Origin of the sequence: Rhodococcus sp. JS3073 (assembly GCF_026810085.1) — a bacterium.
Lineage (GTDB): Bacteria > Actinomycetota > Actinomycetes > Mycobacteriales > Mycobacteriaceae > Rhodococcus_F > Rhodococcus_F wratislaviensis.
The window spans coordinates 635,758-648,295 of the sequence record NZ_CP113951.1 but is presented as its reverse complement, the minus strand read 5'-3'; the positions used below and the strand labels follow the sequence as shown (position 1 = coordinate 648,295).

The window sequence follows — 12,538 nt, the reverse complement described above, 5'->3', positions numbered from 1 at the left end:
AGATTCGGTCGGGTGACCTTCGCCCGAGAAGAACGCCTCGCCCTCGTCGACTCGATGGCCGAATTCGGTCCCGACGCCCCGACCCTCTGCGGGACGTGGACCAACCGGGACCTGGCCGCCCACCTGATCGTGCGCGAACGACGCCTCGACGCTGCCCCCGGCATCGTCGTGGGTCGGCTCGCCGGCTACACGGAGCACGTCCAGAACGAGACGGCGAAACGTCCGTGGAGCCGCCTGCTGGACGAGGTCCGGTCGGGCCCGCCGATGTGGTCCCCGATGTACTGGGTGGACGCGCAGGTGAACCTGGGGGAGATGTTCGTCCACCACGAGGACGTGCGCCGCGCCCACGAGGGATGGGAGCCGCGGGTCCTGCCCGGCGAGCGCCAGGACGCGTTGTGGGGTCTCGCACGGAAGGTCGGGAAGCTCGGCTACCGGCACTCCCCGGTGACGGTGGTGCTCGAGCGGCCGTCCGGAGAGCAGGCCACCGTCCGTAAGGCCGGAGCCGGCCGGGTGATTCTGCGCGGTGAACCGTCGGAACTCGCCCTGCACGCGTTCGGCAGGGACCAGGTACGGATCGAGACCGACGGTGAGGCCGCCGACATCGAGGCCGTGACCTCCCTCGACCGAGGGTTCTGAGGGCATTTCGCCGCAGGTCTCACCGTGTTACGGGTGTTGCGGATGGTCCGGAAGGTGCCGTAGCGACTAATCTGAGAGCCATGGCAGGTAAGGCGAGCGCCCGCGGTTCGAGCACGACGACGTCCACGGCGAGGACGGGCGTGCGAGGCGGCTCGACCCCGTCCAAGCCCAAGTCCCGCACGACCCGGACAGTCAGCACTCCGCGTAAGTCCACCTCGAAGAAATCGTCTACATCCGGCCCCCTCAAGTCGGTGGGCCGGGGAATCGGTGCAGGCTGGTCACTCATGGCCAAGGGCGTCGGGGCCACCACCCGCACCGTCGGCAAGGCAGCCGAGATCGAACAGGGTCACCGGCGCGACGGCATCGCGCTCGGGCTGATCGCGATCAGCGTCGTCGTCGCCGGCGGAATCTGGTTCTCCGCAGGCGGTCCTGTAGGCGAGTGGATCGAGACCGGAGTCCGCGCCGTGTTCGGTGGCGCATCCGGCGTCCTGCCCCTGATCGGCGTTGCCGTCGCGGTGATCCTGATCAGGACCGAACCGAAACCCGAGATCCAGCCGCGGCTGGTCCTGGGATCGCTGCTGGTCGGTCTGCCTGCCCTCGGTCTCTGGCACATCGCGACCGGGTCGCCCACCGACGCCGAGGGCAGGACCCGCGGCGCCGGATTCGTCGGGTACGCGGCGGGAGGACCACTGACGGACGGCCTGACCGTGTGGCTCGCCGCGCCGCTGCTGCTGATGGCGACACTGTTCGGTGTCCTGCTGCTGACCGGAACCACGGTCCGCGAGGTGCCCGGCAAGCTGCAGTCGTACTTCGGGACGTCCTTCGGCCGCGACCACTACGCCGACTACGACAGCGAGTACTACGAGGACGGCGAATACGACCCCACGCTGTTCGATGCCGACGGCTACCCGGTCGACGACTTCAAGACCGGGGCCCGGCGTGTTCCGGCCGACAACTATCCCACCGACGAGTACGACGTCAGCGACACCGCGAAGACGGAGGTGCTCGGGCTCTGGGAGACCGAGCCCGCCACGGAACCGGTGCCGTCGCCGGCCCCGGCGCCGAAACCGGCGCGCGCCAAGGCCAAGCCGGTCGCTGCCCCGAAGCCGGAACCCGAACCGGAACCGCTGCCCGACGTCGACAAGTTCGTGACCGACCGGGTGATCGAGGGCGACTACACGCTGCCGCCGACGTCGCTGCTCATCGAGGGCGATCCGCCGAAGAAGCGCAGTTCCGCCAACGACGCGATGATCGAGGCCATCACCGAGGTCCTCGAGCAGTTCAAGATCGACGCGGCCGTCACCGGATTCACCCGCGGCCCGACCGTCACCCGCTACGAGGTGGAACTCGGACCGGGCGTGAAGGTCGAGAAGATCACCGCACTCGCCCGCAACATCGCGTACGCCGTCGCCACCGACAACGTGCGCCTGCTCGCGCCGATCCCCGGTAAGTCCGCGGTCGGCATCGAGGTCCCCAACTCGGACCGCGAGATGGTGCGCCTCGCCGACGTCCTCACCGCCCCGAGCACCCGCAAGGACCACCACCCGCTGGTGATCGGTCTCGGCAAGGATATCGAGGGCGACTTCGTCAGCGCCAACCTCGCGAAGATGCCGCACCTGCTCGTCGCCGGTTCCACCGGTTCCGGTAAGTCGAGCTTCGTGAACTCGATGCTGGTGTCGCTGCTGTCCCGTGCGACACCCGACGAAGTGCGAATGATCCTCATCGACCCCAAGATGGTGGAGTTGACGCCCTACGAGGGCATTCCGCACCTCATCACACCCATCATCACCCAGCCGAAGAAGGCCGCAGCCGCGCTGGCCTGGCTCGTGGAGGAGATGGAACAGCGCTACCAGGACATGCAGGCCAACCGGGTGCGCCACATCGACGACTTCAACGCCAAGGTGAAGTCGGGTGAGATCACCGCGCCACTCGGCAGTGAACGGGTCTACCGGCCGTATCCGTACATCCTCGCCATCGTCGACGAACTCGCGGACCTCATGATGACCGCGCCGCGTGACGTCGAGGACGCGATCGTGCGCATCACCCAGAAGGCGCGCGCCGCCGGTATCCACCTCGTGCTGGCTACACAGAGGCCGTCGGTGGACGTCGTGACGGGTCTGATCAAGACCAACGTGCCGTCACGGCTCGCCTTCGCGACGTCGTCCCTGACGGACTCGCGGGTCATCCTGGACCAGCCAGGCGCCGAGAAGTTGATCGGCATGGGTGACGGGCTGTTCCTGCCGATGGGCGCAGGCAAGCCGACACGCCTGCAAGGCGCGTTCATCACCGATGAAGAGATCTCCGCGGTCGTCGATTTCAGCAAGAACCAGGCGGAGCCGGAGTACACCGAGGGCGTCACCGCCGCCAAGGTCGGGGAGAAGAAGGACGTCGATCCCGACATCGGCGACGACATGGACGTGCTGCTGCAGGCGGTGGAACTCGTCGTCTCCAGTCAGTTCGGGTCCACGTCGATGCTGCAGCGGAAGCTGCGTGTCGGTTTCGCGAAGGCAGGCCGGCTGATGGACCTGATGGAGACCAGGGGAGTGGTGGGCCCCAGCGAGGGCTCGAAAGCCCGTGAGGTGCTCATCAAGCCCGAGGAACTGGACGGTCTGCTGTGGTCGATCCGCGGCGGCGACCCGAACGAGGCGCCGTCCGAACAGGAGTAGGGCCCGGCGCGCGTGTCCGAAATGGGCGATTCTCGCGCAGTGTGGTTGAATGGTCACCGAATTGGAGGGGAGTATCCCCACCTCTGTGACAGCATCGTCAACACGATCGGCACCATTGCCGATCCGGGGCTGTCAGTCGCTCGGACACGAGGTTCCGGCGGCGGGAGAGACCTCCGGTACCCGCTAGGTCTACCGGAGGTCTGTGTTCATGCATGTGTCACCGCTGGTCTGGGTCATCACCTGTGTGGTGATTCTCGGACTGTTCGTCTTCGACTTCTTCGCGCACGTGCGCACACCGCACGCCCCCACATTCCGTGAGTCGGCGTTCTGGTCGTCGGTCTACATCTGTATCGCCATCCTGTTCGGCCTGGTCGTGATGTGGTTGTGGGGAAGTCAGTACGGCGGCGAGTATTTCGCCGGTTACGTCACCGAGAAGGCGTTGTCGGTCGACAACCTCTTCGTATTCGTCATCATCATGGGAACATTCGCGGTGCCGCGGGAATACCAGCAGAAGGTACTGCTGATCGGCATCGTGATGGCACTGGTGATGCGCGGAATCTTCATCGGGGTCGGTGCCGCGGCGATCAACGCCTACAGCTGGGTGTTCTACCTGTTCGGTGCGTTCCTCATCTACACCGCGTACACGCTCGTACGTGATCACGGGCACGAGAAAGAGGTGGAGGAGGAACGCGACAGCAAGATCGTCGCCGTCGCGAAGAAGATCCTCCCCACCACGGACACCTACGACGGCGACAAGCTCGTCACGCGAATCAACGGCAAGCGTGTCGTGACGCCGCTGCTGCTCGCGCTGGTCGCCATCGGATTCACCGACGTGCTGTTCGCGCTCGACTCGATTCCCGCGATCTACGGGCTCACCCAGGAGCCGTACCTGGTCTTCACGGCCAACGCGTTCGCGCTGATGGGTCTGCGTCAGCTGTACTTCCTCATCGGCGGCCTGCTGGACCGTCTGGTGTACCTGTCGTACGGCCTGTCGATCATCCTGGCGTTCATCGGCGTCAAGCTCGTGCTGCACGCCCTACACGAGAACACGCTGGGCTTCGTCAACGGCGGCGAGCACGTGGCCGTGCCGGAGGTGTCGACGGTATTCTCGCTCGCCGTCATCCTCGGTGTGCTGGCAGTGACCACCGTCGCCAGCCTTCTCAAGACGCGGAACACGACGCCGGCGCAGTAGTTCCGCCGGGCGTCGTGCTCGAGGGTGTCCGGTGCTCGGTGAGTCAGGAACTGAATTCGCCGAGCACCGGAACCCATTCGACGATCCGCGAGGCCGCCACGAGTCCGTTGCGGGCGAACGGGTCGTGGGTGAAGAGCAGTTCCACGGTCTCCGCATCGGCGGCGTCGACGATGATGAATGCGCCGCTGCCATCGGCGAAGGGGCCGGACGAGACGACGGTCTTGCGCTCGGCGAGCTCACCGAGCCACTCGCGGTGGGCGGGGCGATGCTCGTCGCGTCCGGCGACGGTATCGGCCGAATACGTGTACTCCACTACGAACAGGGACATGTTCTCGCTCTCTCCGGGACGGGTTCGTCGAACAAAAAATGGGATCAGGGCACTTCCGTCTCACGCACTGGGATTTCAGAGGGTGAGAAGCATTCGGGTATTGCCGAGGGTGTTCGGCTTGACGTAGCTCAGATCGAGGAATTCGGCGACACCGGTGTCGTACGAGCGGCACATCTCGGCGTAGACCTCGGCGGTCACGGGTGTGCCGTCGATCTCGACGAATCCGTGCTTGCCGAAGAAGTCCACCTCGAACGTGAGAACGAAGAGACGCTCGAGTTCGAGTTCCCGCGCGACCTCGATCAACTTGGCCACCACGTGGTGTCCCGCGCCCTGGCCCTTGGCCGACGGATCGACCGCGATCGTGCGTACCTCGCCGAGGTCGGCCCACAGCACGTGCATTGCGCCACAACCGATCACGTTGCCGTCGCGTTCGGCCACCCAGAACTCCTGGACGGATTCGTACAGGGTCACGAGGTTCTTCTCGAGCAGGATCTTGCCGGCGTAGATGTCGATCAGGCGCTTGATCTCGGGGATGTCGGAGGTTCGTGCTCGCCGCACGATCAGCTGATTGTCGGCGGTGTCCGGCGTCCGAGAAGTCATGTCGTGAACATTAGCCAACGGCCGTACCGATATTCTTAGGCACGTGCCGGTACGACCTACGAATCCTCCCCACTCCCCGCTGCGTCCCGGGGTGCAGTTCGACGCTGCGGTGCTGCGATGAGCGCGCAGCGCGAGGATTGGACGGCCGCCGACCAACCGGCGGCCCCGGACCCCTCGGTGGAGCCCGCGAGTGAGACTGCCGTACCACTTCTGAACATCGCGAACATCCTGACGATTCTCCGGATCCTGCTGGTCCCGGTCTTCCTGGTCGTGCTGTTCGTCGGCGACGGGCACTCGACGACGTGGCGCCTGATCGCCACCGGTGTGTTCGCGGTCGCGGCCATCACCGACCGGATCGACGGGCAACTCGCCCGCAAGTACGGCCTCGTCACCGACTTCGGCAAGCTCGCCGATCCGATCGCGGACAAGGCGCTGATCGGAGCGGCCCTCGTGGGGCTGTCGATTCTCGGAGACCTGCCCTGGTGGGTGACGGCGGTGATCGCGGTCCGGGAACTGGGCATCACCCTGCTGCGGTTCGCGGTCCTGCGACATGCCGTCATCCCGGCAGGCCGGGGAGGCAAGCTCAAAACTCTCGTGCAGACGATCGCGATCGGCTACTACCTGCTGCCGCTGCCCGACGGATTCGAGGTCGCCGGCTGGATTCTCATGGGTGCCGCCGTGCTGCTGACGGTGGTGACCGGGCTGGACTACGTCGTGCAGGCCGTCCGCCTGCGAGCCGGCGTGCACAAGGTCGAGGCGAACGCGAGCACCGGGGCGTGACCGACCCGCTGGTGGACGGCACGCGGGCCGGTGACCTCGTCGCCGTCCTCACCGCCCGCGGCGAGACGGTGGCCACCGCGGAATCGCTCACCGCGGGACTGCTCACCGCGACCATCGCCGGAGTGCCCGGCGCCAGCAACGTGCTCCGCGGCGGGCTCGTCGTCTACGCCACCGACCTGAAAGCCACCCTCGCCGGGGTCGATCCCACCCGGCTGGCGGCGGACGGGCCCGTGGCCGCGTCCACGGCACGGGCACTGGCGGATGGTGCCCGCGCCCGCTGCGGCGCCGACTGGGGTGTCGGACTGACCGGTGTCGCGGGCCCGGACATGCAGGACGGACACCCGGTCGGCACCGTGTTCCTGAGCATTTCCGGGGCGTCCGGCACGGTCGTCCGCGAGCTCGGATTGACCGGTGACCGGTGGCAGATCCGGAAATCTGCGGTTTCCGCCGCCGTGTCGGGACTCCTCGATCGTGTGCAGGAAACATCCGCAGGCTAAGGTCGGGAACCAATCGGTCCTGTTCGCGCGTTGAGATAGGCGAGACAGGTGACGGATGAAGGAGGAGCGAGATGGCGCTGCTATTGCGTGAGGCAATCGGTGACAGTCTTCGGCGTACGCGCGTTTCGCAGAGCCGGACCCTGCGTGAGGTCTCCAACAGTGCTCGTGTGAGCCTCGGGTACTTGTCCGAGGTCGAACGCGGGCGTAAGGAAGCTTCGAGTGAGCTCCTGGCGGCGATCTGCGACGCACTGGAGGTCCCACTCTCCGATGTGCTCGTCGACGTCAGCGAATCGCTGTCCGACGGTTCTTCGGCCAAGCGTGCGGACACCGAGCGGCACGCGGTCGAATCCGCGCCCGCCGAGGCTCCTGCCGCGAGCGCACGACCGGGTTCGACGACCATCGCCCGCGACACCCGGGTGGTCATCCCTGCACCCGCGCAGGCGCTGGCTGCCGCGTAGCAACACCCGTGCCGAACCGATAGATTTCAGTTAACCGCCGATCTCGTTGTCGGCGGGTCAGACAGGCAGTCGGGGCGCAGCCCTTGTTCCGGTGCGTGACGGTCGCGTATCGGGTCGCGCATCGCGCGGCGCAACAGATGGAGGCAGGATCAAACCCATGGCTAATCCTTTCGTCAAGGGATGGAAGTACCTGATGGCGCTCTTCAATTCCAAGATCGATGAGAAGGCTGACCCCAAGGTTCAGATTCAGCAGGCGATCGAGGATGCGCAGCGCCAGCACCAGGCCCTGTCGCAGCAGGCCGCGTCTGTCATCGGCAACCAGCGCCAGCTCGAGATGAAGCTCAGCCGCCAGCTCGACGAGGTGGAGAAGCTCAACGCCAACGCCCGTCAGGCCGTCAACCTGGCCGACCAGGCCCAGGCCGCGGGCGACACCGAGAAGGCCATCCAGTACACCAACGCCGCCGAGGCGTTCGCCGCCCAGCTCGTCACCGCCGAGCAGGGGGTCGAGGACCTCAAGGCACTGCACGACCAGTCGCTGCAGGCGGCCGCACAGGCGAAGAAGGCCGTGGAGCAGAACGCGATGGCTCTGCAGGCCAAGGTCGCGGAGCGCACCAAGCTGCTCAGCCAGCTCGAGCAGGCCAAGATGCAGGAACGGGTCAGCGAGTCGCTGCGCTCGATGGACAGCACCCTGTCCGCTCCCGGCAACACGCCCAGTCTCGACGCCGTGCGCGACAAGATCGAGCGCCGCTACGCCGACGCTCTCGGTTCCGCGGAGCTGGCGCAGAACTCGGTGTCGGGCCGCATGATGGAGGTGCAGCAGGCGAGCATCCAGATGGCCGGACACAGCAGGCTCGAGCAGATCCGGGCCTCGATGAAGGGCGACGCCCTGCCGTCCGGCGGCGCCGCCAACGCGCCGGCGACTCCTGCCAGCCCGAACCTCGACAAGCAGCCGCCGGCAGCGGGCCAGACCGGCGCGGCGCAGTAGCCGAACAGTATTCGCATGAGTTCCACCCGAGGTGGCCGACCTGGACGCGCAGTCCGGTCGGCCACTGTCGTGTCCGGGCTCGCCGGGATCCAGGGCGCTTTGCGCGACGCCGGTGAGTCCGTCGCGGACGCGGCGCAGAGGTGGCGTGACCCCCGGGAACGGCTGCTGCGGAAGAAGCGGCGGGCCCGGCGCCGCGCGAAGCGCTACGGCATCGTGTCCGGATCCTCGGCCACCGGTGCCGCGGGTCTCGCCCTGATGGCCGCACCGGAGTGGTCGATGCTGATCGCCGGTGGTGGCGCCGTCGTGTTCGCGGTCCCTGCGGTGCTGGCCGCCAGCCGCTACCGCAAGCTCGCCGCCGTGACGTTGCCACCGGGCCTGCCTGCCCGTCGGGTGCTTCCTCCGCCGTCCTCGGCCGCCCGGGAGCCGATGGAGCGACTCGTGCACAGCGAACGGGCACTGCACGGCATTCTCGGCGTGCTGTCCCGGTCCGGGACCATCAGCGGCGAGGACGTCGAGGACACCCATTCCACGGCCCGTTCCGCGGCCGCCGCCCTGCAGGCGGTCGCACTCGACATCACGTCCATGGAGGACGCCGCCCAGGGGAGCCGGGCCGCGGCAGCGCCGCTCCACCGTGCGATCGCCTCCGCTGCCGCGCAACTCGACGACGGCGTCGACCAGTTCGAAGAACTGGTGGCCGCTGCCGCCGAGGTCGCCGTTCCCGGAACGACGAGTGCCGTTGGCGAACTGGCCTGCGAACGTGCAGAGCTGGTGTCGGCGACGGAAAAGCTCGCCGGCCTCGCGGCGGCTCTCGGCGAGATCGACGAGATCGTTCGCCGCTATCGCTGAGTCGTCGATCGACCGGTCCGGCGACTTCCGGGAAGTCTGTGGGGGAGAACCCTGATCTTTCCCTGATCTTTACGCTGACCTGGTGATTTACCCGCTCCGCCGTGCCACGCTGGTGTGCGTACCCGATAAGTGGGGTCGACCAGATGTCGGGCGCAGAAATCGATCGGGGAGACGTGAGTGGAGGAAATCATGTTCTGGAAGATTGTTCTTGCGGTCGCGGCGATCTGGATCGCGTTGGCGGTCGTCGGTGCCCTCGTCAAGGGTCTGTTCTGGATTCTCGTGGTCAGCGCCGTGGTGTTCGGCGTGTACCTGTTGATCAAGGCGATGTCCGGATCCGGCGAGAAATCGGACATCACGCGGAGCTGACAGGCATGCTCTACCCATGGAACCGGTACCCGAGGACTGGCATCGTGGGCTCGTCGTCGTCGCGCACCCCGACGACATCGAATACGGCGCAGCGGCGGCCGTAGCGCGCTGGACCGAGCAGGGCAAGGACATCCGCTACGTGCTCGCCACCAGCGGGGAGGCGGGGATCGCGGGCCTGCATCCCACGGAGTCGGGCCCGCTGCGGGAGGTGGAGGAGCGGCGTTCCGCAGCCGTGGTCGGAGTGACCGACGTGGAGTTCCTCGGGTACCCCGACGGCACTCTCGTGGAGAGTCTCGCTCTCCGCCGCGATCTCGCGACGGCGATCCGTCGTCATCGCCCGGATCTCGTGGTGACGGCGAACTTCGCGGACACCTGGGGGCCGGGCCAGCTGAACAGTGCCGACCACCGCGCGCTCGGCCGTTCCGTTCTCGACGCCACCGCGGATGCCGCGAACGAATGGATCTTTCCCGAGCTGGGGGAGTCGGGGCTGCCGCCGTGGCGCGGTGTCCGCTGGGTCGCCGTCAACACGATGACCCCTACCCACGCGGTGGATGTCACTCACACGGTGGATCGGGCGGTGCTCTCGCTGGCCGAGCACGTCCGCTACCTCGAAGCGCTCAGCGACGTCCCGGTGGGGCAGCAGGCGAGGGCACAGGTCGAGATGGTGACCGGGCCGCAACCGGGATTCGACGCCGAACGCGCGGTGGGATTCGAGCTCTACTACTTCGCCTGAGGCCCGAACCGTCGGGATCGTGCCGGCGTACCGATCTGGCCGGGGTATGACTCCGGCGCGGACGGAATGCCATAATTATCCGAAATTGGGTCGTCGTGGCCGGCCCTCACCCGACGTACACGCCTGTCCTGCCCTCTCACCCTCCGGCCATGCATACGCCACTCGAATCCCCGGCGTCAGGGGCGGTCGGGCGGACGTGAACGGCCTGGGCGAAGGTGATTCGGGTGCCGGTCCGGTGCCGGCAGGGGATTCGTGCGTTACGATGTTACACACAATGTCTATTCGTAATTCTCCGTCGCGAGACGACGCCTCAGCGAGCGTCGAGGACTCCATTCTCGACGCCGCACGCTCGTGCATCCTCGATTTCGGACTGCGTCGCACCACGCTGGCGGAGGTCGCCCGGCGCGCCGGCGTCAGCAGGCCGACCGTCTACCGGCGCTGGTCGGACACCAGGGCCGTGGTCGCCGATCTGATGACCCGCGAGATCGCTGCCGTGATGCCCCAATTCTCGGCGGAGGAATCGGTCCACCGTCAGCTGGTCGACGCCGTGGTCCACGTGTCCACCGAGGTGCGCGACCATCCGCTGTTCGTGAAGATCCTGCGTTCGGATCAGGAACTGTTCACCACCTACATCCTCGAGCGGCTGGGTACGAGCCAGCGGGCGATCATCGACCAGGTCGCGTTCGCGGTGTCGACGGGACAGGACCAGGGCTCGATCCGCGCGGGGGACAGCCGTCAGATCGCCACGATGGTGCTGCTCATCGCGCAGTCCGCGGTTCAGTCGGCCGCGATGGTGGCCGAGGAACTTCCCGGCGACGCCCTCACGGAGCAACTCCGGCACGCCGTCGGCGCCTATCTGGCCCCGGACGCCGCCGACAACCACCCGACAGATCGAGGAGACCGGTGAACCATCTGAACACGCCGCCCGTGAGCCGTTCGTCGGCTCTGAATGCCGCGCGAAGGGCGCGCGAACTCGACCAGCTGTCGGACGGTGCACTCGTCGACGTCCTGGTGATCGGCGGCGGGGTGACCGGCGTCGGTGTCGCGCTCGACGCGGCGTCACGCGGCCTCGACGTCGTGCTCGTGGAGAAGCGGGATCTCGCGTTCGGGACCAGCCGGTGGAGTTCGAAACTCGCCCACGGCGGGCTGCGGTACCTGGCATCGGGCAACGTCGGCATCGCCCGCGAGAGCGCGGTCGAACGCGGAATCCTCATGACCCGTACCGCTCCCCATCTCGTCCGGGCGCTCCCACAGCTCGTGCCCGTCCTCGATTCGACGACCCTGTTCGGCAAGTCCCTTGTCCGTACGGGATTCCTGGCCGGCGACCTGCTGCGTGCCAGTGCTCGCACACCGTCGTCGGTCCTCCCGCGGTCACGGACGGTCCGGGCCGACCGGGTGGTCGAACTCGCCCCCGCGGTGCGGCGGGAAGGCCTGCGCGGAGGCCTGATGGCGTTCGACGGCCAGCTCGTCGACGACGCCAGACTCGTGGTGTCCCTCGCACGCACTGCCGCGCTCCACGGTGCGAAGGTGCTCACGCGGACAGGCGCGTACGACGTGACCGGGACGTCCGCGACCCTGCGCGACGAGCTGACCGGCTCGGAACTGCGGATCAGGGCGCGCGCCGTGGTCAACGCGGCGGGAGTGTGGTCGGGGGAGATCGATCCCGGAATCACGTTGCGGCCCAGTCGCGGCACGCATCTGGTGCTCCCGGCCGAGCGGCTCGGCAACCCGGCCGCGGCGCTCACGGTGCCGATCCTCGGTGAGACCAATCGCTTCGTCTTCGCGCTGCCCGCACAGCTCGGCCGCGTGTACCTCGGCTTGACCGACGAGGCGGCGCCGGGACCCGTTCCGGATGTTCCGGTGGCATCGGAGCAGGAGATCGACTTCCTTCTCGACACGGTCAACACCGCGCTCGAGGTTCCGCTGCAGCGCTCGGACGTCCTCGGTACCTTCGCGGGCCTGCGCCCTCTGCTCGACACCGGGGACGGATCCACCGCGGACCTCTCCCGCAACCACGCCATCCTGCGCTCGGACACGGGTCTCGTCAGTGTGGTCGGCGGCAAACTGACCACCTACCGAAAGATGGCGGAGGACGCCGTCGACGCCGCGGTCGACGTGGCAGGACTGGACGCCGGCCGGTGCCGGACTCGGGCCCTGCCGCTCGTCGGCGCCGCGACACCCGAAGCGCTGCAGAAGGTCTCGGCCCCGCCCGCGCTGCTCGCCCGCTACGGAACGGAGGCGGCGCTGATCGCCGCCGCAGACGCCGAACTGCTCGCGCCGATCGCCGAGGGTGTGGACGTGAGCCGCGCCGAGCTCCAGTTCGCGGTGACCCACGAGGGGGCACTCGACGTCGACGACCTGCTCGACCGGCGCACCCGGATCGGGCTCGTCCCCGCCGACCGTGCCCGGTCTCTCGGTGCCGCCGAAGCAGTGTTCGAGAAACGGTGACGC

At 67.6% G+C, this 12,538-nt stretch carries 14 protein-coding genes; 12 read left to right on the top strand and 2 right to left on the bottom strand.

All coding sequences use genetic code 11. The annotated features are described in order from the left end of the window. Positions 1–12 precede the first annotated feature (12 nt). The 3 genes from OYT95_RS03085 to OYT95_RS03075 all read left to right on the top strand — a co-directional run bounded on the left by OYT95_RS03085 (position 13) and on the right by OYT95_RS03075 (position 4,494). A complete protein-coding gene (locus tag OYT95_RS03085; RefSeq protein WP_037232540.1) occupies positions 13–636 on the top strand; it encodes a TIGR03085 family metal-binding protein in 624 nt (207 codons plus the stop codon). An 80-nt stretch (positions 637–716) separates the two neighbouring features. Further along, positions 717–3,302, top strand: coding sequence for a DNA translocase FtsK (locus tag OYT95_RS03080; RefSeq protein WP_268790834.1), 2,586 nt, complete (start codon positions 717–719; stop codon positions 3,300–3,302). Positions 3,303–3,510: 208 nt separating this feature from the next. After that, positions 3,511–4,494 (top strand): TerC family protein, encoded by a 984-nt coding sequence (locus tag OYT95_RS03075; protein WP_037232680.1) that lies wholly within the window; start codon positions 3,511–3,513, stop codon positions 4,492–4,494. A 43-nt stretch (positions 4,495–4,537) separates the two neighbouring features. Here OYT95_RS03075 and OYT95_RS03070 read toward each other — a convergent pair whose 3' ends face one another. Both OYT95_RS03070 and OYT95_RS03065 read right to left on the bottom strand, forming a co-directional pair. Further along, positions 4,538–4,822, bottom strand: a complete 285-nt coding sequence (locus OYT95_RS03070; protein ID WP_005240736.1) for a YciI family protein — start codon at positions 4,820–4,822, stop codon at positions 4,538–4,540. A 75-nt stretch (positions 4,823–4,897) separates the two neighbouring features. Further along, the gene (locus OYT95_RS03065) at positions 4,898–5,422 is read right to left on the bottom strand and encodes an amino-acid N-acetyltransferase (RefSeq protein ID WP_037232537.1); all 525 of its coding nucleotides are present in this window, start codon (positions 5,420–5,422) and stop codon (positions 4,898–4,900) included. 117 nt (positions 5,423–5,539) lie between these two features. Here OYT95_RS03065 and pgsA point away from each other — a divergent pair, with 117 nt between their 5' ends. From pgsA to OYT95_RS03020, 9 genes are all read left to right on the top strand, one after another. Beyond that, positions 5,540–6,202 (top strand): CDP-diacylglycerol--glycerol-3-phosphate 3-phosphatidyltransferase, encoded by a 663-nt coding sequence (gene pgsA, locus OYT95_RS03060; RefSeq protein ID WP_037232534.1) that lies wholly within the window; start codon positions 5,540–5,542, stop codon positions 6,200–6,202. Then, a complete protein-coding gene (locus OYT95_RS03055) occupies positions 6,199–6,699 on the top strand; it encodes a CinA family protein (RefSeq protein ID WP_037232527.1) in 501 nt (166 codons plus the stop codon). Before pgsA ends, OYT95_RS03055 begins: the two co-directional genes overlap by 4 nt. A 71-nt stretch (positions 6,700–6,770) precedes the next feature. Continuing rightward, complete coding sequence (locus OYT95_RS03050) at positions 6,771–7,157, top strand: helix-turn-helix domain-containing protein (RefSeq protein ID WP_005240740.1); 387 nt, start codon at positions 6,771–6,773, stop codon at positions 7,155–7,157. Positions 7,158–7,314: 157 nt separating this feature from the next. Then, a complete protein-coding gene (locus tag OYT95_RS03045) occupies positions 7,315–8,142 on the top strand; it encodes a PspA/IM30 family protein (protein ID WP_009480014.1) in 828 nt (275 codons plus the stop codon). A gap of 15 nt (positions 8,143–8,157) precedes the next feature. Next, positions 8,158–8,988, top strand: a complete 831-nt coding sequence (gene pspM, locus OYT95_RS03040; protein ID WP_268790833.1) for a phage shock envelope stress response protein PspM — start codon at positions 8,158–8,160, stop codon at positions 8,986–8,988. Positions 8,989–9,177: 189 nt separating this feature from the next. After that, positions 9,178–9,354, top strand: coding sequence for a hypothetical protein (locus OYT95_RS03035; RefSeq protein WP_007296377.1), 177 nt, complete (start codon positions 9,178–9,180; stop codon positions 9,352–9,354). 16 nt (positions 9,355–9,370) lie between these two features. Continuing rightward, positions 9,371–10,087 carry a PIG-L deacetylase family protein gene (locus OYT95_RS03030; protein WP_268790832.1) on the top strand — a complete coding sequence of 239 codons (717 nt, stop codon included), beginning with the start codon at positions 9,371–9,373 and terminating at the stop codon, positions 10,085–10,087. 274 nt (positions 10,088–10,361) lie between these two features. Next, on the top strand, positions 10,362–10,994 hold the full coding sequence (locus OYT95_RS03025) for a TetR/AcrR family transcriptional regulator (RefSeq protein ID WP_037232522.1): 633 nt from the start codon (positions 10,362–10,364) through the stop codon (positions 10,992–10,994). After that, the gene (locus OYT95_RS03020; protein ID WP_268790831.1) at positions 10,991–12,535 is read left to right on the top strand and encodes a glycerol-3-phosphate dehydrogenase/oxidase; all 1,545 of its coding nucleotides are present in this window, start codon (positions 10,991–10,993) and stop codon (positions 12,533–12,535) included. Before OYT95_RS03025 ends, OYT95_RS03020 begins: the two co-directional genes overlap by 4 nt. Positions 12,536–12,538 lie beyond the last annotated feature (3 nt).